A 22,454-nucleotide genomic window follows, 5' to 3' on the forward strand; every position below is an offset into this window, starting at 1 on the left:
ACCTTAGCGTCGTGACTGATTCACCTGCCCATCCGGTGCCCACGCTCAATATCGCCAACGTCCTGACGACGCTGCGCATCCTCCTGGTACCGGTCTTTATTTGGCTTCTGCTCGCGGACAACGCCGAGCACGGGCTGTTCCGGTGGCTCGCCGTCGTCGTTTTCGCCGTTGCTATCTACACGGACAAACTGGACGGCGACCTGGCCCGCAGCAGGGGACTGATCACCAACTTCGGAAAGATTGCCGATCCGATCGCCGACAAGCTGCTGATCGGGTCTGCACTGATCCTCCTGTCGGTCCTCGGCGAATTGCCCTGGTGGATCACTGTGGTCATCCTGGTGCGCGAACTCGGCATCACTTTGCTGCGGTTCGTGGTGATCAAGTACGGCGTCATGCCGGCGTCGCGAGGGGGCAAGCTGAAGACCGTGCTCCAGACCCTTGCCATCTTCTTGTATCTGCTGCCCCTGGGAACCTGGCTGGGGGAGTGGGCGGTCTGGATCGCCTTTAGTGTCATGTTGGTGGCGGTGCTGGTCACGGTGGTGACCGGCGTTGACTATGTCCTCAAAGCCGTGCGGCTGCGGTCCGGAGCGCGACCGGAGGCCGGAAAGTGAACGAGCATACGTTGGCGCAGCAGATTGTCTTGGCGGCGGTGGCGGACGGCGTGCGTATCGGCACGGCCGAATCACTGACCGCCGGAATGGTCGCTTCTGCGCTGGCTACCGTTCCGGGTGCCTCGGCTGCCCTGCAGGGCGGCATCGTGTCCTACCAGAGCGACGTGAAGTCCGGCGTGCTCGGTGTTGATCGTGATCTGCTGGCGAGAGAGGGTGCCGTTCACCCCGACGTGGCCAGACAGATGGCTGAAGGAGCCCGGCGGGTCCTTGGCGCCGACGTTGCTGTTTCGACCACCGGTGTGGCGGGTCCGGAACCGCACGGGGGCCAGCCAGTAGGCACCGTATTCATTGGAACCGCCGACACCGACGGCTCGGACGCCGTTGCCTTTACCTTCGGTGGCGGACGGGCGGAGATCCGTGCCCAGGCTGAAGAAGCCGCCTTGGAACGGTTGCTGGAGGCCATCCAGCGCACCACGGCGGCGCGTGGTCAAAGGTGACTTATCCCGCACCGTGCACGTCACGGGAACAAAATAATTAGCCCAGTAGTTATCAATGGTGTCAGCAACTGTTACGGTAGTTGGCCTAAGCTGGAGACAAGCGGCAGCAGCCGCCAAGCATTGAGGGAGTAAGGCGATACAGATGGTCAAGCAACCCGTGTCCGTAAACGGCGTCGTCCGTTGGCGTGATGTGGGTCTGACGGAAGAATCCCACCGGGAGCAGAAGGAGCGCAAAATGGTAGTGCTACGCCACGAGATCGGTGACGTCTTGCGCGACGTCCGGCAGCGGCAGGGCCGCACCCTGCGCGAAGTATCACACAGCGCCCGTGTTTCCCTCGGTTACCTTAGCGAAGTGGAGCGTGGTCAGAAGGAAGCATCCTCAGAGCTTCTGTCGTCCATCTGCTCGGCACTTGATGTACCGCTTTCCCTGATGCTCCGCGAAGTCAGTGATCGCGTCGCTGATGCAGAAGGTGTCGTCATACCGGATACCGTGCCGCAGGAACTTTCCCGCGAGTTTGTCGCCGACATTCCGGACGAACTGCCGGACGGCCTGAGCCGCGGGCTCGCATCCGCGCGGTCCTAACAAGCCAACAAGCGGGCCGGTTACCTACGATCAGGTAACCGGCCCGCTCTTGTGTTGCGCAGATTTTTGTGTCTGCGGCGTAGCGTCCGCAGCTTGAATCAGGGTTGGTCGTGCACCGGCTGTTCATGGGCATAAGACTCGTTGAGGCGGTCAAGCAACTGGGCGAGGGACGTCAGATCGTCCACACTCCAGTCGCCGAGCCGGTCATGGAAGGCTGCCTTCCTGGCCGTCTGGGCGGAATGTAATTTCTCCCGTCCGGCTTCGGTCAGGGTGATGGCCTGGGCGCGGGCGTCCAACGGATCCGTTTCCTTCTGTACCAAACCGAGCTGCTCGAGCAGTGCGACCTGGCGGCTGACGGAAGGCTTACCCACCCCGATGCTGGCTGCCAACTCGGTCAGGCGCATCGAGTCTTCCCGCTGCAGCAGCATCAGCAGGCCGTAAGCGGCCGGCTCCATGTCCGGATGCACCTGGCGTGCCACGCGATGGGAGTTGGCTCGTGCGCGGCGCCACAAAAGACTGAGCTGCTGTTCCAGGGCGTCGATTGCGACGTCGAAGCCAGTCTCATCCGGTGCGGGATCCTGTCGGGTCATGAAGCCATTGTAGTGAGGCGGCGGAACTCCCGTCGCAGCCGCCGCCGTGAGAGTATGGAAACGTGCGCATAAGTGACTTTTGGCGACTAATGGATGATGAATTCGGGCCGGGCTATTCGCGCGTCCTCGCTTCGGATTTGGTCCTTACGAGTCTCGGCGGGAGGACTGCCGCGGCCGCTCTCGAAGCTGGCATACCGCCAAAGTCAGTCTGGTTGGCGGTGTGCGAGATGCAGGATGTGCCCGCCGAACGCCGTCTGGGCCGCGATATCAAACCCTCCCGCTAATTCCGACACGCAAATGAGAAATCGTAAATGTGTTCGAATCAGCGCTTTTGAACGGATATGCTCCTACACAGAGGCTGGAATCCCCGCCGCATGCGCGGATTATCCACAAATGCCATCCCTGATCAGATTCTGTCAGTGCGGAAAGCTACGGTCAGAATGAGCAATGAACATGGCCCTGCCGGGCCCCAAGATACCGAGGTGAAGAATGGCCGCACCAGCTGACCGCGAGAAGGCTTTGGAAGCAGCGCTTGCACAAATTGATAAGCAGTTTGGCAAGGGTTCGATCATGCGCCTGGGCGATGACACCCGGGCGCCGATCGAAACCATTTCCACCAGCTCCATTGCACTGGACGTCGCCTTGGGCATCGGTGGACTGCCGCGCGGACGCGTGGTGGAAATCTATGGTCCGGAATCTTCCGGTAAGACCACATTGGCGCTGCACGCTGTTGCCAATGCGCAGCGCAAGGGCGGTATCGCCGCATTCATCGATGCGGAACATGCCCTGGATCCCGAATATGCCAAAAAGCTCGGTGTTGATACTGACGCTTTGCTCGTGTCACAGCCGGATACCGGCGAGCAGGCGCTGGAGATCATGGACATGCTCATTGGCTCAGGGTCGTTGGACATCGTCGTCATCGACTCGGTTGCGGCGCTTGTTCCGCGTGCCGAAATTGAAGGTGAAATGGGCGACACCCACGTCGGGCTCCAGGCACGGCTGATGAGCCAGGCGCTGCGTAAGATCGCAGGCCGGCTGCACCAGAGCAAGACGACCGCGATCTTCATCAACCAGCTGCGCGAAAAGATCGGCGTCTTCTTCGGCAGCCCGGAGACGACCACCGGTGGTAAGGCCCTGAAGTTCTACGCCTCGGTACGTATAGACGTTCGGCGGATCGAGACCTTGAAGGAAGGCTCCAACCCCGTCGGTAACCGCACCCGGGCCAAGATCGTCAAGAACAAGATGGCACCGCCCTTCAAGCAGGCGGAATTCGACATTCTGTACGGCCACGGCATCTCGCGCGAGGGCGGCCTGATCGATATGGGTGTTGAGCATTCCCTGGTTAGGAAGTCCGGAGCCTGGTTTACCTACGACGGTGACCAGCTGGGCCAGGGTAAAGAAAATGCGCGTAGGTTCCTGGTAGACAACCCGGACCTGGCAGACGAGATCGAACGCCGCATTAGGGAAAAGCTTGGCATCGGGGTTGTGCCGGACGAGGGCGAAGGCGGGGAGCCCAAGCTCAAGGCCGTCGACGGCTTCTAGCCTGCCGTGACCGGCAAACGAAGCAGGGCCGCAGAGCCGACCCCCGGCAGCCCTGCGGACCAGACTTCCGAAGCGGACCCGCATGAGGTGGCGCGCTCAATAGTTCTGCGCCAGCTCACAATGGCTCCCCGCAGCAGGAAACAACTGGCGGAGAAGCTGGCCGAGCGCGACGTACCAGTTGACGTCGCGACTGCCGTGCTGGACAGGTTCGAAGAGGTACAGCTCATTGATGACGCTGAATTCGCCCGAATGTGGGTGCTGAGCCGGTCCCAGACACGGGCGTTGGCCCGTGGGGCGCTCAAGCGGGAATTGTCGGACAAAGGCATCGACGGAGAGATAGCGGAAGAAGCGCTCGACCAGTTGACACCCGAGGACGAGCTGGACAGCGCCAGGGAGCTGATCCGCCGGAAAATCCGGCCTGACTGGAATATGGCCGATCGCCTCGTTCGGGACAAGCACGTTCGGCGTCTGGTGGCCATGCTTGCCAGGAAGGGCTATCCGCCGTCGATGGCGTTTCGCGTGGTGAATGAGGAACTCGACGCCCCGCAGGAGCTCTGGGACTGACAGGTCGGCCATTCGCATTGGCTCCTCCGGAGCCGATTGTGGCGACCTGCTGCCCAGGTCTTACCCTTAAGAGGTGAGCGTGACCATCCCTGCCCCCGAAGCGATCCTGCCCCAAGGCACACAGCGTACCTATCAGGTACGAACCTTTGGCTGCCAAATGAACGTGCATGACTCCGAACGCCTGTCCGGCCTGTTGGAGAACGCAGGTCTGGTAGAAGCGCAGGGCGCCCAGGCCGACGTCGTAGTTTTCAATACGTGCGCAGTACGCGAAAACGCGGACAACAAGCTGTACGGAAATCTCGGCCAGTTGGCTCCTGTCAAAGAACAGAACCCCGGTATGCAGATCGCCGTCGGCGGATGTTTGGCCCAGAAGGACCGGGAGACGATCCTGAAAAAGGCCCCGTGGGTTGATGTGGTCTTCGGCACGCATAACGTGGGCTCGCTGCCGACGCTGCTGGAACGGGCACGGCACAATAACGAGGCACAGCTGGAGATCCTCGAATCCCTGGACGTCTTTCCCTCCACACTGCCGACCAAGCGGGATGCGGTCTACTCGGGTTGGGTCTCCATTTCGGTGGGCTGCAACAACACTTGCACGTTCTGCATCGTTCCCTCGCTTCGAGGCAAAGAGCGGGACCGCAGGCCCGGGGACATTCTGTCCGAAATCCAGGCGTTGGTCGACGACGGCGCCATCGAAGTCACGTTGCTCGGGCAGAACGTCAACTCGTACGGCGTCGAATTCGGCGACCGGGGTGCGTTCGCCAAGCTGCTGCGCGCGTGTGGCGATATCCAGGGCCTCGAGCGGGTGCGGTTCACGAGTCCGCATCCCGCCGCATTTACCGACGACGTCATCGAAGCGATGGCGGAAACGCCCAACGTCATGCCCCAACTGCACATGCCGTTGCAATCCGGCTCGGACAAGGTGCTCAAGGACATGCGCCGCTCCTACCGGTCAACCAAGTTCCTGGGCATCCTGGATAAAGTCCGGGACCGTATTCCGCACGCAGCCATTTCCACCGACATCATCGTGGGATTTCCCGGGGAGACCGAGGAAGACTTCCAGGCAACGCTGGATGTGGTGGAGAAGTCCCGCTTCGCAACCGCATTCACGTTCCAATACTCGAAGCGTCCGGGGACACCGGCCGCGGAGTTGCCCGACCAGCAGCCCAAATCAGTGGTCCAGGAACGCTATGAGCGCCTGACGGCCTTGCAGGACAGGATCTCCGCTGAGGAGAACGCCAAGCAGGTAGGACGCCGGGTCGAAGTCATGGTAACCGCTCAGCAAGGCCGCAAAGCCAGCGAGACCCATCGGCTGTCTGGTCGGTCCCGCGATCAGCGGCTGGTCCACTTCTCCGTGCCGGCAGGCGCAGAGCCACCGCGCCCCGGGGACCTGGTGAGTGTGGTGATTACGGAGGCGGCACCGTTCCATCTCGTTGCCGATCCGGAAAGCGCCGCCGACTACTCACTACGCCGCTCCCGTGCGGGAGATGCGTGGGACCGCTCCCAGGCTGACTCCTGTGGTGTGCCTTCGGCAGGGGCCGCCGGCGGAGTCAAGGCCGCCGTGTCCCTGGGGATGCCGGTACTGCCCGTCCGCAGCAACTAAGCCGGCGACGCATATGGGCTACGGGTCCACGGCTGGGCCGCCGGTCGTTGCGGTCGTCGGACCTACCGGGTCGGGAAAATCGGATCTGGCTGTCGCGCTGGCGCATCGGCTTAACGCCGAGATCGTCAACGCCGATGCCATGCAGTTCTACCGCTGCATGGATATCGGCACGGCGAAGATCACGGTCGCCGAACGCCACGGCATACCCCACCACCTGCTCGACATTCTTGATGTCCACGAGGAAGCCAGCGTCTCTGCGTTCCAGCAGCAGGCCCGGGCGGCCATCGCCGACATACATGACAGAGGCCGGCGGGCCATTCTCGTCGGGGGATCCGGTCTGTATGTCAGGGCGGCCCTGGATGTCATCGATTTCCCCGGAACCGATCCAGGGCTGCGCGGCCAACTCGAAGCAGAGCTGGACGCGCAAGGCTTGCAGGTCATGCGGGAACGGCTGGCAGCTGTCGATCCGGTGTCGGCGGCCCGTCTCGGGGATGCGCGCCGGGTGGTGCGTGCCCTTGAAGTCCATGCTCTGACTGGACGGCCCTTCAGCTCATACATGCCTGACCGCCGTTACTGGCAACCGGCTGTACAGATTGGCTTGGAGGTAGACCGGGACGAGCTCAAGGAACGCCTGGCGCTGCGTGTTCATCGAATGGTCGAGCAGGGCCTGTTGGACGAGGTCCGTAGGCTGGAAGGGCACGGATTGAGGGACGGGAAGACGGCCTCGCGCGCGTTGGGTTACTCACAGTTCCTGCGGGTCCTCGATGGACAGCTTTCCATCGAAGGGGCGGTTGACGAAACGATTGTGGCCACGCGCAAGTTTGCCCGCCGCCAACTGACCTGGTTCCGTGCCGACCCACGCATCCAGTGGCTGCCATGGAAGGACGAGCTCCTCGTGGACAAGGCGGTGGCCGAGGTCGCTAAGCTTGGACAGTGACCGATTCTTCCAGCGCAGCAATTCTGACTTCTCTCTCCGGGACCGCCTTCTCGAAAGGTCATGGCACCGGCAATGACTTTGTCCTGATTGCCGATCCCGACGGTGTACAGGACATCGGTCCGGAAGCAGTGGCTATTCTCTGCGACCGCCATCAGGGCATCGGCGCTGACGGCCTGATCCGCGCTGTACGCTCCAGACATCTGGCCGAGGGCCGCGACCTGCTCGCCGTGGCGCCCGAAGCCGAATGGTTCATGGACTACCGCAACGGGGACGGCTCCCTCTCGGAAATGTGCGGCAACGGCGTCCGTGTGTTCGTGCACTTCCTGATTGAGCAGGGCCATGTCACCTTGAGCGAGGGTCAGTCCCTGACCATCGGCACGCGCGCCGGACTCAAGATCATTACGCGCTCCACAGACGGCTATGCGGTGGATATGGGGCCCTGGGAATTCATCTTTCCTGACCAGGCGGTCGCCAAAGCCATGGATTCCCTGGTCAATGCGGAGGGACTGGAGGTGCCGCGGCCGGCGCTGAGCATCAGCATGGGAAATCCTCATACCGTAGTGGCATTGGCTGAACTCGACGAGCTGGCGGCCACCAAGCTGTTCGAATCACCCGAAGTTGATCCGGTGCCCGCCAACGGCACCAATGTCGAATTCGTTGTTCCGGCCGAGCCGCTGGTTCACGACGGCGCGGGACACATCACCATGCGGGTACACGAGCGCGGGGTCGGCGAAACACAATCGTGCGGAACCGGGGCCTGCGCCTCGGCCGTGGCCATTAGGCATTGGGCCGGCGCAGGAGCACCGAACGAATGGCAGGTGCAGGTGCCTGGCGGCACCGTGCATGTCAGCTTCCTGCCGGGTATCGACGGCAAGGAACATGTACAGCTCAGCGGGCCGGCGGTTCTGGTGGCCAGCGGGACCATCGCGTAGCTTCAGGCTGCCCGGGTGACCCGCAGGATTCTGAAGGCCTTGGCCGTGCTTTCGCGGCGTACCGAATACTCCCCGGGAAGCTCGGCGGCCAACCAGCGCTGAAGCGAATCGGCCCCGAGATTCTTCTGCACCACCAACCAGGCGTTTCCCCCGGGCGCCAGTCGCGGCAGCCACAGCATGAGCAAGGAGTGCAGTTCGCTCTTGCCGATCCGGATCGGGGGGTTGGACCAGATCGTATCGAAGCGCAGTTCAGGGTCCACTTCTTCAGGAAGGCAAGCGCGGACGTTGGCCAGCCCGAGGGCGCGGGCATTGTCATTGGTCAAGGCGATGCAGCGGTTATTGACATCGACGGCAGTAACCGTTGCTCCGGGCGACTTCAAGGCAAGAGTGAGAGCGATCGGTCCCCAGCCGCAGCCGATATCCAGGAGGTTCCCACTGGCCGGCGGTGCGGGCACGTCGTCCAGGAGAACCGCTGTCCCCTTATCAATGCCGTCAGGACTGAAAATGCCGTTGGACGTCGTCAGCCGGCGCGATTGTCCGTTCAGCACCACGGTCAATGGCTTGCGGATCTCGGGTTTTTCGGGCTCCGCACTGAAGTAATGATCTGTGGCCATAATCCGCCAGAGTAGTGCGCCGGGCGGGGAATGTGTATCTAGGCAGTCCTAAGGCGGGTCGAAGTGCTGGTATGGTATTTTCATGTGGAATAAGTGACTGTGCCGTTGCGGGCACCCTGGCCCGCACCGAATCTTCTCTGACGTTGAGCCCAGCTCCGAGGGAAGATCGCGCACAGTCCATCCGGGAACTAACTGAGTTTCTTCTTCCGTGAACCTGTGGCGGTGTGTGCCGCAGTTTCCGAACTTCATTGGCCGAAGCAAAGGCAGCGGCTCCCACCAGATTAAGTGCCGGCGGCCCTGCGCCGCCGTTGTCAGGAGGATTTTCTTGACCCCTCATCAACATAGACCGGCTGGCCCCTCGGTGCCCGAGGCCGCTGAGGTCTACGATAGAACTACAGACTTTTCAAAGGAGAGCATGTCCACCACTAGCAACAGCCAGCCCTCGTCGGAACCAGAGCTGAGCCCGGAGGAAATCCAGGCGGTCATTGACCGGATTCTGGCAAAGGATACTGCGGCACGGACAAAGTCCGGCGGTGTCAGAGGCAGGGCACAGGCCATCTCGACCTTGGACGAGGAACACTCGGAATTCGACGGCGAGCAACAGGACTTGGCCGAACGGCGCGCCTTGCGCCGCGTTGCGGGTCTTTCTACTGAACTTGAAGACGTTACCGAGGTCGAATACCGGCAGCTGCGGCTCGAACGAGTCGTCCTTGCCGGTGTGTGGACTGAAGGTACCGCTGACGACGCCGATAATTCATTGCGTGAGCTTGCGGCGTTGGCAGAGACTGCCGGTTCCGAGGTGCTTGACGGTGTGGTGCAGCGCCGGCTCAAGCCGGACCCCGGCACGTACCTTGGATCTGGCAAGGCGCAGGAACTGCGCGATATCGTCATGAGCACCGGTGCGGATACCGTCATTGTCGACGGCGAACTTTCTCCGTCCCAGCGACGGGGATTGGAAGACATCGTCAAGGTCAAGGTGATCGACCGTACGGCACTGATCCTTGATATCTTCGCCCAGCATGCCAAGAGCCGCGAAGGCAAGGCGCAGGTGGAACTGGCTCAGCTCGAATACCTGCTTCCGAGATTGCGCGGCTGGGGCGAATCAATGTCCCGGCAGGCCGGTGGTCGCGTCGGTGCCGCCGGCGGCGGCATTGGTTCTCGCGGTCCCGGTGAAACCAAGATCGAGCTGGACCGCCGCCGGATTCGTACCCGTATGGCGAAGTTGCGCAGGGAAATCGCAGGGATGAAACCTGCCCGTGACACGAAGCGGGCAAATCGAAAACGAAATGCTGTTCCGTCCGTCGCCATAGTCGGCTACACCAATGCGGGCAAGTCGTCGTTGCTGAACCGTCTGACCGATGCGGGCGTCCTGGTTGAAAACGCGCTTTTCGCCACCCTGGATCCTACGGTGCGGAAAGCCGAAACTGCCGATGGACTCGGCTACACCCTGACCGACACGGTCGGCTTCGTTCGCTCGCTGCCTACTCAACTGGTCGAGGCATTCCGCTCCACGTTGGAAGAGGCTGCGGATGCGGATCTCATCCTGCACGTTGTCGACGCTTCCCATCCGGATCCCGAAGGGCAGATTGCCGCGGTCCGGGAGGTACTCACTGAAGTCGACGCGCGAAAGCTCCCGGAAATCGTAGTCCTGAACAAGGCGGACGCAGCCGACCCGTTTGTCGTCGAGCGTCTGCGCCAGCGTGAACCGCGGCACGTGGTGGTTTCGGCACGTACAGGTCAAGGAATCCCGGAACTGCTTGAGGCCATTAGCGACGGAATTCCACGTCCAACGGTCCAGCTTGAATTGTTGATCCCCTATGACCGTGGCGAAGTGGTGAGCCGGCTACACAGCCCTGATGCGGAGATTCTCTCCGTCGAACATGTAGAAAACGGAACGAAGCTGGAAGTGAAGGTCCGTGAAGGGCTGGCTGCAGAGCTCGGGCCTTTCCTCCATCGTGGTTGAGGCGTCGTTGACCGAGAAGGAAGCGCTGCGTCTGCTCGACGTTGCGGTGCGCGCCATGGGCGGGCAGAACCGCGCTGGGCAGCATGAGATGGCTGATCGCGTTGCTGAGGCGTTCAGCAAACAAGAACATCTGCTCGTTCAAGCGGGTACGGGCACCGGCAAATCATTGGCGTATCTCATTCCCCTGATCGTCCATGCCCTTGAGAGCGAGAAACCCGCCGTTGTTTCCACTGCGACGCTGGCCTTGCAGTCACAGATCGTCAAGCGTGACCTGCCGCGGCTGCTCGAAACCATCTCGGACGAGCTGCCACGCACGGTGGATGTAGCCCTCCTGAAGGGGCGCAACAACTACCTCTGCCGGCACAAACTGGCCGGTGGTTTCCCCGACGAAGACGCTCCCGACGCTCTCTTTACTCTTGGCGAGGATGCTGTACAGCATCCTGCCCCGGCAACCGGTGGCCCGGCCTCCGGGCTGGGAAAAGAAGTGGTACGGCTGCGGGAATGGGCGGACGAGACTGACACCGGCGATCGGGATGAAATCGTCCCCGGCGTCAGCGATCGTGCCTGGCGACAGGTTTCGGTGAGTTCCATGGAGTGCCTCGGAGCGCAGAAGTGCCCGATGGCGACAGAGTGCTTCAGTGAGCAAGCCCGCACACGGGCCGGTGAAGCGGACGTGGTGATTACCAACCATGCCTTGTTGGCTATCAATGCCTTTGAGGGCCTGTCGGTACTCCCGGAATACGACGTGGTTGTCATCGACGAGGCACATGAACTGCAGGACCGCGTCACTAGTGCGGTTGCCGGCCAGCTCTCAGTAGCGATGGTGCATACGGCGGCGTCCATGGCCCGCAAGCATACTGCGGCCAGCGTCGAGTCGATCAACAGCGCGGCGAAGAGCCTCGAAGCAGCCTTGGCAGCCACTACCACGGGGCTGATGGCGTCCGGGCTCCGTGACGATCATGAGATGGCGCTGACGCAGTTGCGTGAGGCTTGCCGGGTCGCACTTTCCGACTCCAAATCGGACACATCGAACAGTGCGGACGGTGGGCGGCAGATGGCCCGCTCCAGGCTGACTGTCGTGCTGGAAGTCTGCGACCGGATACTCTCGGCAGCCCAGGCCCGGGAAGTCGTGTGGATTACCAGGCCTAGCAATTTCGCGTCCGGAACCGATTTCGCGGCAGAGGACGATACCCAGCCCGCAACAGTCAACGTGGCACCCCTGTCCGTCGCCTCCCGGCTGCGTGAGGGCTTGTTCGACGGCCACACTGTGGTTCTGACTTCGGCGACGTTGGCCATCGGAAACGCATTTGATGCGGTAGCCGGATCGTTGGGACTGATGGGGGCTGGTGCACCGGCGTACTCGAGCGCGGATGTTGGAAGCCCGTTCGACTATCCGAAGCAGGGAGTGCTGTATGTGGCTTCGCATTTGCCGAAGCCTGAACGCGGAACCAGCACGGAGCAACTGGATGAACTGGAAGCACTGCTGAAGGCCTCAGGAGGCGGAGCATTGTGTCTGTTCTCTTCCCGGCGGGCAGCTGAGGAAGCGGCCGCCGAAATGCGACGGCGGATCAGCAATGAAATCCTGTGCCAGGGCGAGTCGTCGATCGCTGCCTTGGTTAAGCAGTTTGCGGCGGAACCGGATACCTGCTTGTTTGGGACGATGACACTTTGGCAGGGTGTGGACGTACCCGGAGACGCCTGCAGGTTGGTCGTCATTGACCGGATTCCGTTTCCACGTCCCGATGACCCGCTCATGACAGCGAGGACCCGTTCCGTGGCGCAAGCCGGCGGCAACGGTTTTATGGCAATCTCCGCTACCCACGCCGCAGTCCGACTGGCTCAGGGAGCTGGGCGCCTTATTCGCGCCGCAGGTGATCGCGGCATGGTCGCGGTACTGGATTCCCGTTTGGCGAATGCCCGTTATGGTGGTTTCCTCCGGTCTGCTTTGCCACCATTCTGGTCGACTAAGGACCGGAGCGTGGCGCTGCAGATTTTGGAACGGCTCTCAGCCCGTCAGCCGGGCTGATCCGCACTTCCGCCAAACGAGGCCCATGATATTACCGCGCGACTACAGACTCCGGGCGGCATGCTGGATCATAGCGGGGAGCTCCCAGGCTTGACGGATGGCCCTGTCGTCACACCCCTACCAGGAAGGCCATGGGGCGCGGCGACGGCCACCCACAGTAATCGTGACGCAGAAGACACCGGCCCTTATGATCCGGCCCGGCCGAAGAGACGGACGTCAGTGCAAGGATCATAAGGGTGCGGCGCCGCATCCGGTGTGAAAATCCCTGGCACGCGGTCGCGCGCCGGGACATCCTTGGCGAAATGCATCCGTCTATAGAGTGCGCATCACTGAAACCACTTTGCCCATGACCGTTGCATGGTCGCCAAGGATCGGTTCGTATTGGGTATTTTGTGGCAGCAACCATGTGTGGCCGTCCCGCTGCCGGAATGTCTTTACAGTTGCCTCGTCGTTGAGCAGGGCTGCAACAATATCTCCGTTGTTGGCGCTTTGCTGCCGCCGTACGACAACCCAATCGCCATCACAGATGGCTGCGTCGATCATGGAATCCCCGGAGACCCTAAGCATGAACAGTTCGCCATGGCCAACCAATTGTCTCGGAAGGGGCATAACGTCCTCGACGACCTGGTCCGCCAGGATGGGGCCGCCGGCAGCGATGCGACCGACGAGGGGAACCATGGCCGTATCCGACGCACCGCCGAGTTCTGAAATGGTGGAACCGTTGATACTTCGGACAGCGTCTAGTTGTTCCACCCCGGCTGTCTGGACACCGCCGTCCTCAATGGACAGCGGAGTCAGCACCTCCATGGCGCGGGGACGCTTGGGGTCACGACGGATGTAACCCATCTTTTCGAGTTGTATCAGCTGGTGGGTCACGCTGGACAGGCTTGCCAGTCCGACTGTGTCACCGATTTCCCTCATAGACGGCGGATAACCATTAGCACTTACAGACGCTTGGATGGTTTCAAGGATTTTCTTTTGGCGCGCAGTCAGGCCCTTGGACTTCCCTGCAGCCCGAGGCGGCTTTGCCTGTCTGCTGTCTGCTGTGGCAGCTGCTTTGGAAACGTTCTTCGACATGGCCCGGACTCCGGTTTCTCCGTCCGGTCCGATTCAGCAGTGCCGCCTGAATTCGAACCGGAAGCTTATTTTGTCAGTGGCAGCTGATGCACTGCATGTACGGCCACCTTTGGTTTTAACGCTAGGGGAGTCGCGGGGAACTTTCAAACATTTGTTCTAGTGAGTCTCGACAATGTTCGATCATAAGTGCTAAAACTGGTGAAGAAGGATTCGAACGTAAATTCGAATTGGATGATCTCGGACATCAGCGTTCGAAGATCGGGAAAGGTGTCAACATGTCTGCACAGCTCGCACCGCAGTTGCCTGCCGTACCGCGCAGCGCGCAACCACTCCAGCTCACTCGCCGCGGCCGTCTGCTGCTGATCGGCCTTCCGCTTATCTTGTCGGCCGCTGCTCTGCTGACGCTGATCGGTTTCTTTACTGCTCCCGCAATGGCCTCCACCAGCAACGGCCTAGGAGCCGGCGAGACCATTACTGTCACGGTCGGCTCCGGGCAGACCTTGTGGGAAGTCGCCAGTGCCGTTGCACCGGAGCGGAATCCACATGATGTGATTGCCGAGATTTCCCAATTGAACAACCTCCCGGGCTCCATCGTGCACGCCGGACAGCAACTCCATGTTCCCATCAGCGGTATCGGCCAGCGGCCGTAATATGAGACCCTCCGGCTGGCCCGATTCCTGCCCCGGGCCGGCCGGAGCTTAAGCTTGATCGGTGAGTGACCAGCTAGAACGACTGAATCGCCTGCCTCTCAGGGAAAACCTCCGAGGCTTGGAACCATACGGCGCCCCCCAGCTGCATGTGCCGGTGCTGCTGAATGTTAACGAGAACACCCATCCACTTCCCGATAGTGTTCACAAAGCTATTGCGGCTGCCGTAGATGCGGCAGCGTTGGGGCTGAACCGTTACCCGGACCGCGAATTTACACAGCTGCGTCAATCGTTAGCTCGTTACCTGGGCCATGGGCTGACGGAAGAAAACATTTGGGCTGCCAACGGTTCGAACGAAGTCCTCCAGCAGATTCTGCAGGCTTTTGGCGGTCCAGGCCGCCGCTTACTCAGCTTCCCCCCTACTTATTCGATGTACCCGTTGCTGGCAAGCGGAACCGACACTGAATACGTAACCGGCGCCCGCTCCGCCGACTTCAGTTTGACGGCCGAGGCAGCCGCGCGGGCAGTCAAGGAATCAGCTGCAAACATCGTCATTCTTTGTTCTCCCAACAATCCGACAGGGACGGCTCTTGGCCTGGATGTTGTAGAAGCTGTGTACGAGGCGGGTGCCGAATACAACACCATGGTCATTGTGGACGAGGCATATGCCGAGTTTGCCCACTCCGGCACCCCCAGCGCTTTGGAATTGCTTCAGGGCAGGGAGCGTCTGATTGTTTCGCGAACCATGAGTAAAGCGTTCGCTTTGGCAGGGGCACGTGTCGGCTATCTGGCCGCTGCACCCGAAGTGACGAATGCCTTGCGCTTGGTCCGCCTGCCGTACCACCTGTCCGCCATCACCCAGGCAACTGCCGTTGCAGCCCTGGATCATGCGGATGCGCTGTTGGCCAATGTCGAAGACATCAAGGGCCAGCGTGACAGGATCGTGTCCGAACTCACGAATATGGGTCTGCGTCCCGCGCCCTCGGATTCGAATTTCGTATTCTTCGGGGGAGTAGGCAATCCGCATGCAGTGTGGCAGGGTTTGCTCGACGCAGGGGTGCTCATCCGTGATGTGGGGATACCGGGCCATCTTCGGGTTACTGCCGGCACTGAGGCGGAGACCACTGCGTTCCTGAACCGCCTGCGTGAGCTTGTCTGAGCGATTTCTCCTAGACTGGTATAAGAGGCGCACGTCTTCGTGGACAGCCAAATCGAATTTCTTCAAAGGACTCCAATGACCGTGGATATTGCCACCGGACGCACCGCGCGCCTTGAACGCACTACAAGTGAATCTTCCGTCCTGGTGGAACTGAACCTCGATGGCACGGGCCAATCCGATATCAGCACGACTGTGCCGTTCTATGACCATATGCTCACGGCGCTGGCTAAGCACTCGCTGATGGATCTGACGGTGAAGGCATCCGGGGATACCCATATCGACGTCCACCACACCGTTGAAGACGTCGCAATCACCCTGGGGGAGGTCCTTAAGAGTGCCCTCGGCAACAAGGCAGGAATCAGGCGGTTCGGCGAGGCCACGGTTCCGCTGGATGAAGCCCTTGCCAACGCTGTGGTAGACATTTCCGGACGCCCTTATCTGGTGCACGACGGGGAACCTGCCGGCCAGGAGTACCACCTGATTGGCGGTCACTTCACGGGTTCGCTGACGCGGCACGTCTTCGAGGCCGTCACCCTGCATGCACAAATTTGCCTGCATATGCGGGTCTTGGGCGGCAGGGACCCGCACCACATTGTTGAGGCGCAGTTCAAGGCTTTTGCGCGGGCGTTGCGTGCTGCTATCGAACCTGACCCGCGGGTGGAAGGTATTCCCTCCACGAAGGGGGCCTTGTGAAATCAGCCCCAAAAATCACCGTCCTCGACTATGGATCCGGCAACGTCCGGTCCGCCGTGCGCGCGCTTGAGCATGTCGGGGCGGAAGTAACGCTGAGTCATGCCTCCGAGGACGTTCTCAATGCGGATGGCCTGCTGGTTCCCGGCGTCGGCGCTTTCGCCGCTGTCATGGAGCAGTTGAAGAAGGTGGATGCGTTGCGCTGGATAGGGCGCCGCGTTGCCGGAGGCAGGCCGGTTCTTGGCATCTGCGTCGGTCTCCAGGTGCTGTTTGAGGAGGGTGTTGAACACGGCGTCAGTACCCCGGGTATGGGGGAGTGGCCAGGAACGGTGGAGCGTCTTGCTGCCGATGTTGTACCGCACATGGGCTGGAACACGGTTGAGCCCCCGGAAGGCAGCCGCCTGTTTGCCGGCATTGAGGATGAGCGCTTCTATTTCGTCCACTCCTATGGAGTGCAGCGCTGGGACTTCGATGTGTCCCAGCCGGCCATGACCCCGCCGCAGGTGACTTGGTCCGAACACGGAGGAAGGTTCATCTCCGCTGTTGAAAACGGCCCGCTTTGCGCCACGCAGTTCCACCCGGAAAAGTCAGGCGATGCCGGAGCGGAGCTGCTGCGGAACTGGCTCCGGACGCTGGGCTAGATATGTGGAGCATCGTGCTCATGGGGGTCGCCGGACTGCTTATTGGCGGCGCCTTATCCTTCCGCAGCCAGAAAGCTCCTAAGGCTATTGTCATTAGCTTCTGGGTCTTAGCCGGAATGTCACTGCTAGCCGCTTACCTGCTCACACTCGGCCCGTCCGAGTAGAACTTTCCAACCAACCCAGAAAGCAGATATACCGAATGACTACTGACAACGCCCCGATTCTGGAACTGTTACCCGCAGTGGACGTTGCCGACGGCCAGGCCGTCCGCCTCGTTCAGGGCGAGGCCGGCAGCGAAACCAGCTACGGCGATCCATTGGACGCTGCAATGGCTTGGCAGAACGACGGCGCTGAGTGGGTCCATCTGGTAGATCTGGACGCAGCCTTCGGCCGCGGTTCGAACTCCGAATTACTCCAGCGCGTCGTCAAGGAACTCTCCATCAAGGTTGAGCTTTCTGGAGGCATCCGAGATGACGCCTCCTTGGAGCGGGCGCTGGAACTCGGGGCAGCCCGGGTGAATCTCGGCACAGCAGCCCTGGAGAATCCTGAGTGGACCGCCCGGGCTATCGATCGATTCGGTGACGCCATCGCCGTCGGGCTTGATGTGCGGGGCACGACGTTGGCAGCGCGCGGGTGGACCAAGGAGGGCGGCGATCTGTGGGAGGTGCTGGCTCGACTGGAGGATGCCGGCTGCGCACGTTATGTTGTTACCGACGTGACCAAAGACGGTACCCTCAAGGGCCCGAACATCGAACTGCTGCAGGAAGTAGCCGCCCGTACGGACAAGCCGGTCGTTGCCTCCGGCGGAATTTCGAGTCTCGATGATCTTGTGGCCCTGCGTGCCTTGGTGCCGCTCGGTGTTGAAGGTGCGATTGTGGGTAAAGCACTCTACGCTGGTGCCTTTACCTTGCCGCAGGCCCTGGATACTGCCGGCCGTCGCTGACCCAAGTGGAAAAGCGAGAGCTTCCCGGACACATAGCGGCGGCGCTGGCAGGCGCCGGCGGAAGCACTGACTCCGCCGGACAGGCCTGGGAAGGACGGGACCTGAGCGGCCAGGGTAATCCACTGCACAATTTCGACCAGGACGACGGCACCGCCGATGCTGCCTACACCGAAGCATTGTCCGCGCTCATCGGCGGCACCGGTGGTGAAGCCGATGTTGTCCGCGCCCTGGCGACGGCGCGGGTCTTTGTGCCGATTGTCGCGCAGTTGGCTGAGGAAGAAGCCGGTGTCCACGGACTGTCTGCCGACAAACAGGCGGACATGGCGCTCGTGACGGTGCAGGCTCCGGATGGTCGACGAGCGTTACCCGTGTTTACCTCCATCGCCGCCCTGGAAGCCTGGCATCCGGAAGCGCGGCCCGTGGCTGTCTACGCTGCACGTGCCGCACTTTCCGCGGTCGCCGAGAAGGCGGAACTGCTTGTTGTTGATCCTGGTGCTGAACTTACTTTCGTTGTCCGCCGGCCCGGCATGTGGGCGCTGGCCAAACAGCAGGAATGGGTGCCGTCTTACGAAGACGAACGGTTGACTGGGATCGTTTCGCAGGCAGTCGCGATGGAGGCCGATATCAGCAGTGTCGGTCTGGCACCTGGTGGTGGAATCGGGGCAAAAACCGCCACCGGCAAGATTGTTGCCGGTGGCGGAGCCGGTCCTGAGCTGCGCCTCGTGCTCAAGGTTCGTGAGGGGCTTGGGCGGACGGAACTGCAGGCCTTGGCCGCACGTTTGCAACGGAGGCTGGGGGGCGACCCGGACTTTATGGAGCGGGTGGACTCCTTGGAGATCAGCTTCACCCGATAATAAAAGCTCGACGCCGGAGCGAGACTCCGGCGTCGAACTTGATATAGGCGGGACGGACTTAGCTGACCGGACCCGTGTACTTTTCGCCCGGGCCCTTGCCCGGTTCGTCCTGAATCGTCGATGCTTCGCGGAATGCCAGCTGCAGGGAACGCAGCCCATCGCGCAACGGACCGGCATGCTGACTGCCAATCTCCGGTGCGGCAGCGGTCACGAAGCCAGCCAAGGCCGTAATCAGTTTCCGCGCCTCGTCCAGATCTTTGAGCTCTTCGGCATCGTCGCCGGCGGCCAAGCCGCACTTGACGGCTGCGGCGCTCATCAGGTGGACGGCGGCGGTGGTGATGACCTCTACCGCCGGAACTTCGGCGATGTCGCGCATCTGGGTCAGGACTTCCTGCTCCTGAGTGCTGGCCCGGGGGCCGGAACCATCGGCGGATTCAAAACTATGGCGGTGGTCTGTTGCGGGGGCAGGATTGTTATCTGGCGTGCTCATACTGGTAAGCTTGTCACAGACCGATTGATTCAAGTTATTTTCGTGCCCAAAAGCACACGGCATTACAGGCCGGCGGAAGCAACCCGAATCAATATGCAAGCGGAGACCTCTCCCACCTGTTGGCATGGATATTCCAGAGCTGCCGGGTTCCTGGTCGGCATGTTCATTTTGGCGGTCCTGTCGGACAGCAGGAATGAACAGGAAGCGCCCGTCATGCGGTGTCGTTTCGCAGCCGACGTTTGAGGCCTTCGATTGCGCGTGCAATGGGAGGCCTTCTTTTATTGCAGGCGGTACTCGTTACCAGAACAACAGGAGCAACACATTAGCGAGCCACGAATCAATGATCGGATCCGCGTCCCTGAGGTGCGGTTGGTAGGACCGGCTGGAGAACAAGTCGGTATTGTCCGTATTGAGGACGCCCTGCGTCTGGCCTCCGAGTCGGATCTGGATCTTGTTGAGGTCGCACCGCAGGCCAAGCCTCCGGTGTGCAAGCTCATGGATTTTGGCAAGTATAAGTACGAAGCTGCAGTCAAGGCCCGTGAAGCGCGCAAGAACCAGACGAATACGGTACTCAAGGAGATCCGTTTCCGACTGAAGATTGACAAGCATGACTACGAAACCAAGCGTGGTCACGCTCTGCGTTTCCTCGGCGCCGGGGACAAGGTCAAGGCCATGATCCAGTTCCGTGGCCGAGAGCAGCAGCGCCCGGAGATGGGCATTCGCCTGCTCCAGAAGTTCGCTGATGATGTTGCCGAGGTCGGTTTGGTCGAATCCAGCCCTCGCATTGACGGCCGCAACATGGTGATGGTTATCGGCCCGCTTAAGAACAAGGCTGAAGCCAAGGCAGAAGCACGTCGGGCAGCCCAGAAAGCCGAAGCAAAGGCAGCCAACGAAGCCAAGAAGGAGCGCGTAGACGTTTCCTCGGATCAGGCTCCGATGACCCAGAGCTTGGGTGATCTGTTGCCCGAAGAGCTGACCAAGGCCGCAGCTGAGCCGACTCCTTCGGAGACACCGGCAGAAGCTGCACCCGTGCAGGAAGCGCCCAAGGAAGAGGCACAGGCTCTCGAAGCCGAGGCTCCGGCGCCGAAGGCTGCCCCGGCTGAGGCCGAGACTCCGGAGTCTAAAGCTGAAGCTCCGGCAGCGAAGGTTGCGCCGGCCGAGGCAGAAGCTCCGGCACCGCAAACTCCGGCACCGCAGGTTGCGGCGGCGCAGTCGGAAGCTCCGGCACCGAAGCCCGCAGCTAAGGCTCCTATGCCGAAGCCCATGGCCAAGCCGAAACCAGCCGCGGCCAAGGCTCCTGCCAAACCCGCAGCACCCAAGCCTTCCGGCCGGAGCAGCTCCAAGAGCTGAACCACGCCGGGTTTCACCTGGTACCGGTTGCAGCTTGCATCCGGTGTCCGGCAGACATGTACACCGCCGGTACCCGAATCGGGTACCGCATGAACCGATGGCCGTATGGCCGGAGGAAGACGTAAGGAGAACGGCAGCTATGCCGAAGCAGAAGACCCACAGTGGCGCCAAGAAGCGCTTCAAGCTCACCGGTACGGGCAAGCTCAAGCGGCAGCAGGCTAACCGCCGTCACTACCTGGAGCACAAGGCTTCCACTCTCACGCGCCGTTTGGCCAGCGACAAGATCGTGGCTCCGGCTGATGTGAAGAACATCAAGAAGATGCTGGGCATCTAGCTCTTCCTTCTGATTCACGGTGGGACCATCCGGTCCGCCACATCTTTTCAACTAGCTCCCAAGCCTGAGGGACATTCAACTTAGGCTTCTGGGTATCAACACTTAAGGAGTACGCACGTGGCACGTGTGAAGCGGGCGGTAAATGCCCATAAGAAGCGCCGGGTAATCCTGGAACGCGCAAAGGGATACCGCGGACAGCGGTCCCGACTCTACCGCAAGGCCAAGGAACAGCTGCTGCACTCGTTCGTGTACAGCTACGGTGACCGCCGCAAGCGCAAGGGCGACTTCCGCCGCCTCTGGATTCAGCGCATCAATGCTGCCTCCCGCGCTAACGGCTTGACTTACAACCGCCTGATCCAGGGCCTGAAGGCCGCCGAGGTCCAGGTTGACCGCCGCATGCTTGCCGAACTGGCTGTCTCGGATGCCAATGCATTCGCTGCCCTGGTTCAGATTGCCAAGGACTCCCTCCCCGCTGACACCTCCGCTCCCGCAGCTGTTGAGGCAAAGCCGGCTGTGAAGAAGGCCGAAGCCGCCAAGGCTGCGAAGAAGGCCGAGACGTCCCCGGCAAAGGCCGAGAAGAGCGAAGCCGCTGCCGCTGAGAACACCGAAGCTCCCGCGGGTGCGGTTCTTGTTGTTGACGGTCAGCCCGCCCCCGAGGGATTCACCATCAAGGGCAACGCTGAGTCCAACAAGTACCACGTTCCGGGCTCGACCTGGTACGAGCAGACTGCTGCTCAGTACTGGTTTGACACTGTTGCCTCTGCCAAGGCTGCCGGCTACGAGCCTGCAGGTGGCGAGGCACGCCAGAAGATCGCCGAGTAAGACTGCCGTTTCAAGCAGCATCTGTGGTGACGCTATAGTCGCTTTATGAGCACTACTGGGCGCCCGCAAGCCGTTATGTCGAACCCCCGAGCAGATCGGGTCAAAGACGTAGCCAAGCTTGCCGGGCGCTCAGCGCGTTTAAAGCGCAGGCAGTTCCTGGCCGAAGGTCCGCAGGCCGTCCGCGAAGCCTTGGCCGCACACCGCGCCGATGCCACGCCCGGTGGCAGCGGCGTCGTAGTTGAAGTATTCGCCACCGAATCGTGTCTCGAACGGCTGCCCGAATTGGCCGACCTCGCCGCCGGGATCCCCTTGAGGTACGCGACCGAGGAAGTTGTATCTGCCATGGCAGATACAGTCAGCCCGCAGGGCATCGTTGCTGTCTGCAATTTCCTGGACCGGCCCCTGAACGTTGTTTTGGCGGCAGGCCCGAAGCTGCTGGCAGTCATGTGCCGTGTCCAGGATCCTGGCAACGCAGGGACCGTTCTCCGCGCGGCCGATTCCGCCGGTGCAGATGCGGTAATCCTCACCGAGGGAAGCGTTGACATCTACAATCCGAAAGCTGTCCGCTCGACCGCCGGATCGCTCTTCCACCTGCCCATCGTCGTTGGTCAGGATTTCATCTCGCTGACCGACGAACTCCTCAATCACGGCCTTGCTCTGCTCGCTGCCGATGGATATGGAAACGTAGATCTAGATCGCCTGCAAGACCAAAGCGCGGGCCGTCGGCTTAAAAGCGGAGGTGATGCCGAAGTCATGGCCGCAGAATCCAAGATGCCGCGCCTCGAGGAAGCCACAGCATGGTTCTTCGGCAACGAGGCAAAGGGGCTATCGACCGCCGAGCTGGAGGTGGCGCAATGGCGTGTCGCCGTACCGATTTACGGGGAAGCCGAAAGTCTCAACGTCGGAACCGCAGCTACAGTTTGTTTGTATGCCTCGGCCCGGGCACAGCGGGATTGATATAGCTTGTTCGAAGAGGCAATCGGCG

25 protein-coding genes are annotated in these 22,454 nt (G+C 61.3%); 21 read left to right on the top strand and 4 right to left on the bottom strand.

The annotated features are described in order from the left end of the window. The first annotated feature begins 11 nt into the window (after nt 1-11). The 3 genes from pgsA to J5251_RS13005 all read left to right on the top strand — a co-directional run bounded on the left by pgsA (nt 12) and on the right by J5251_RS13005 (nt 1,691). On the top strand, nt 12-611 hold the full coding sequence (pgsA, locus tag J5251_RS12995) for a CDP-diacylglycerol--glycerol-3-phosphate 3-phosphatidyltransferase (protein ID WP_208574197.1): 600 nt from the start codon (nt 12-14) through the stop codon (nt 609-611). Continuing rightward, complete coding sequence (locus J5251_RS13000) at nt 608-1,108, top strand: CinA family protein (RefSeq protein WP_208574198.1); 501 nt, start codon at nt 608-610, stop codon at nt 1,106-1,108. The genes pgsA and J5251_RS13000 overlap by 4 nt, the downstream gene beginning before the upstream one ends. A gap of 142 nt (nt 1,109-1,250) precedes the next feature. Further along, nucleotides 1,251-1,691 carry a helix-turn-helix domain-containing protein gene (locus J5251_RS13005; RefSeq protein WP_074702696.1) on the top strand — a complete coding sequence of 147 codons (441 nt, stop codon included), beginning with the start codon at nt 1,251-1,253 and terminating at the stop codon, nt 1,689-1,691. 98 nt (nt 1,692-1,789) lie between these two features. Here the strand turns inward: J5251_RS13005 and J5251_RS13010 are convergent, their stop codons facing one another. Beyond that, nucleotides 1,790-2,281 (bottom strand): MarR family winged helix-turn-helix transcriptional regulator, encoded by a 492-nt coding sequence (locus J5251_RS13010; protein WP_139006002.1) that lies wholly within the window; start codon nt 2,279-2,281, stop codon nt 1,790-1,792. 62 nt (nt 2,282-2,343) lie between these two features. Here J5251_RS13010 and J5251_RS13015 point away from each other — a divergent pair, with 62 nt between their 5' ends. The 6 genes from J5251_RS13015 (at nt 2,344) to dapF (ending at nt 7,859) form a co-directional block, all read left to right on the top strand. After that, entirely contained in the window at nt 2,344-2,565 is a 222-nt protein-coding gene (locus J5251_RS13015; RefSeq protein WP_139006003.1) for a DUF3046 domain-containing protein, read from the top strand. Nucleotides 2,566-2,770: 205 nt separating this feature from the next. Then, nucleotides 2,771-3,823 carry a recombinase RecA gene (gene recA / locus J5251_RS13020; protein WP_139006004.1) on the top strand — a complete coding sequence of 351 codons (1,053 nt, stop codon included), beginning with the start codon at nt 2,771-2,773 and terminating at the stop codon, nt 3,821-3,823. Between the two features lie 87 nt (nt 3,824-3,910). Then, complete coding sequence (locus tag J5251_RS13025) at nt 3,911-4,387, top strand: regulatory protein RecX (protein ID WP_431188578.1); 477 nt, start codon at nt 3,911-3,913, stop codon at nt 4,385-4,387. A 73-nt stretch (nt 4,388-4,460) separates the two neighbouring features. Further along, nucleotides 4,461-5,990 carry a tRNA (N6-isopentenyl adenosine(37)-C2)-methylthiotransferase MiaB gene (gene miaB / locus J5251_RS13030; RefSeq protein ID WP_208574199.1) on the top strand — a complete coding sequence of 510 codons (1,530 nt, stop codon included), beginning with the start codon at nt 4,461-4,463 and terminating at the stop codon, nt 5,988-5,990. A 13-nt stretch (nt 5,991-6,003) separates the two neighbouring features. After that, nucleotides 6,004-6,927, top strand: coding sequence for a tRNA (adenosine(37)-N6)-dimethylallyltransferase MiaA (gene miaA, locus J5251_RS13035; RefSeq protein ID WP_208574200.1), 924 nt, complete (start codon nt 6,004-6,006; stop codon nt 6,925-6,927). Next, nucleotides 6,924-7,859 carry a diaminopimelate epimerase gene (dapF, locus tag J5251_RS13040; RefSeq protein ID WP_139006007.1) on the top strand — a complete coding sequence of 312 codons (936 nt, stop codon included), beginning with the start codon at nt 6,924-6,926 and terminating at the stop codon, nt 7,857-7,859. Before miaA ends, dapF begins: the two co-directional genes overlap by 4 nt. Nucleotides 7,860-7,861: 2 nt before the next feature. Here the strand turns inward: dapF and J5251_RS13045 are convergent, their stop codons facing one another. Beyond that, a complete protein-coding gene (locus tag J5251_RS13045; protein ID WP_208574201.1) occupies nt 7,862-8,473 on the bottom strand; it encodes a class I SAM-dependent methyltransferase in 612 nt (203 codons plus the stop codon). Nucleotides 8,474-8,888: 415 nt separating this feature from the next. Here J5251_RS13045 and hflX point away from each other — a divergent pair, with 415 nt between their 5' ends. Continuing rightward, nucleotides 8,889-10,436, top strand: a complete 1,548-nt coding sequence (hflX, locus tag J5251_RS13050; RefSeq protein WP_208574202.1) for a GTPase HflX — start codon at nt 8,889-8,891, stop codon at nt 10,434-10,436. Beyond that, nucleotides 10,429-12,462: an ATP-dependent DNA helicase gene (locus J5251_RS13055; RefSeq protein WP_432264426.1), complete on the top strand. Its 2,034-nt coding sequence runs from the start codon at nt 10,429-10,431 to the stop codon at nt 12,460-12,462. The genes hflX and J5251_RS13055 overlap by 8 nt, the downstream gene beginning before the upstream one ends. 312 nt (nt 12,463-12,774) lie before the next feature. On the opposite strand, the gene lexA is transcribed toward J5251_RS13055, so the two are convergent. Beyond that, nucleotides 12,775-13,539 (bottom strand): transcriptional repressor LexA, encoded by a 765-nt coding sequence (lexA, locus tag J5251_RS13060; protein ID WP_139006010.1) that lies wholly within the window; start codon nt 13,537-13,539, stop codon nt 12,775-12,777. A 275-nt stretch (nt 13,540-13,814) separates the two neighbouring features. Here lexA and J5251_RS13065 point away from each other — a divergent pair, with 275 nt between their 5' ends. The 6 genes from J5251_RS13065 to J5251_RS13090 all read left to right on the top strand — a co-directional run bounded on the left by J5251_RS13065 (nt 13,815) and on the right by J5251_RS13090 (nt 18,473). Beyond that, nucleotides 13,815-14,189, top strand: coding sequence for a LysM peptidoglycan-binding domain-containing protein (locus tag J5251_RS13065; protein WP_139006011.1), 375 nt, complete (start codon nt 13,815-13,817; stop codon nt 14,187-14,189). A gap of 61 nt (nt 14,190-14,250) precedes the next feature. Then, the gene (locus tag J5251_RS13070) at nt 14,251-15,345 is read left to right on the top strand and encodes a histidinol-phosphate transaminase (protein ID WP_139006012.1); all 1,095 of its coding nucleotides are present in this window, start codon (nt 14,251-14,253) and stop codon (nt 15,343-15,345) included. 75 nt (nt 15,346-15,420) lie between these two features. Further along, on the top strand, nt 15,421-16,038 hold the full coding sequence (gene hisB / locus J5251_RS13075) for an imidazoleglycerol-phosphate dehydratase HisB (protein WP_139006013.1): 618 nt from the start codon (nt 15,421-15,423) through the stop codon (nt 16,036-16,038). Next, nucleotides 16,035-16,676: an imidazole glycerol phosphate synthase subunit HisH gene (gene hisH / locus J5251_RS13080; protein WP_139006014.1), complete on the top strand. Its 642-nt coding sequence runs from the start codon at nt 16,035-16,037 to the stop codon at nt 16,674-16,676. Before hisB ends, hisH begins: the two co-directional genes overlap by 4 nt. A 199-nt stretch (nt 16,677-16,875) precedes the next feature. Continuing rightward, nucleotides 16,876-17,619, top strand: a complete 744-nt coding sequence (priA, locus tag J5251_RS13085; RefSeq protein WP_139006015.1) for a bifunctional 1-(5-phosphoribosyl)-5-((5-phosphoribosylamino)methylideneamino)imidazole-4-carboxamide isomerase/phosphoribosylanthranilate isomerase PriA — start codon at nt 16,876-16,878, stop codon at nt 17,617-17,619. A 5-nt stretch (nt 17,620-17,624) separates the two neighbouring features. After that, nucleotides 17,625-18,473 (top strand): SseB family protein, encoded by an 849-nt coding sequence (locus J5251_RS13090; protein WP_244250664.1) that lies wholly within the window; start codon nt 17,625-17,627, stop codon nt 18,471-18,473. Between the two features lie 58 nt (nt 18,474-18,531). On the opposite strand, the gene J5251_RS13095 is transcribed toward J5251_RS13090, so the two are convergent. Further along, a complete protein-coding gene (locus J5251_RS13095; protein WP_208574203.1) occupies nt 18,532-18,963 on the bottom strand; it encodes a DUF1844 domain-containing protein in 432 nt (143 codons plus the stop codon). A 363-nt stretch (nt 18,964-19,326) separates the two neighbouring features. Here J5251_RS13095 and infC point away from each other — a divergent pair, with 363 nt between their 5' ends. The 4 genes from infC to J5251_RS13115 all read left to right on the top strand — a co-directional run bounded on the left by infC (nt 19,327) and on the right by J5251_RS13115 (nt 22,426). Then, nucleotides 19,327-20,313, top strand: coding sequence for a translation initiation factor IF-3 (gene infC, locus J5251_RS13100; RefSeq protein WP_244250665.1), 987 nt, complete (start codon nt 19,327-19,329; stop codon nt 20,311-20,313). Between the two features lie 139 nt (nt 20,314-20,452). Beyond that, nucleotides 20,453-20,647 (top strand): 50S ribosomal protein L35, encoded by a 195-nt coding sequence (rpmI, locus tag J5251_RS13105; protein WP_074702678.1) that lies wholly within the window; start codon nt 20,453-20,455, stop codon nt 20,645-20,647. A gap of 117 nt (nt 20,648-20,764) precedes the next feature. Continuing rightward, nucleotides 20,765-21,469 (top strand): 50S ribosomal protein L20, sunset domain variant, encoded by a 705-nt coding sequence (gene rplT / locus J5251_RS20680; protein WP_139006018.1) that lies wholly within the window; start codon nt 20,765-20,767, stop codon nt 21,467-21,469. Nucleotides 21,470-21,514: 45 nt separating this feature from the next. Then, entirely contained in the window at nt 21,515-22,426 is a 912-nt protein-coding gene (locus tag J5251_RS13115; RefSeq protein ID WP_208574204.1) for a TrmH family RNA methyltransferase, read from the top strand. The last annotated feature ends 28 nt before the right edge of the window (nt 22,427-22,454 follow it).

It is taken from the genome of Arthrobacter crystallopoietes, assembly GCF_017603825.1.
In the GTDB taxonomy this organism is placed as follows: domain Bacteria; phylum Actinomycetota; class Actinomycetes; order Actinomycetales; family Micrococcaceae; genus Crystallibacter; species Crystallibacter crystallopoietes_B.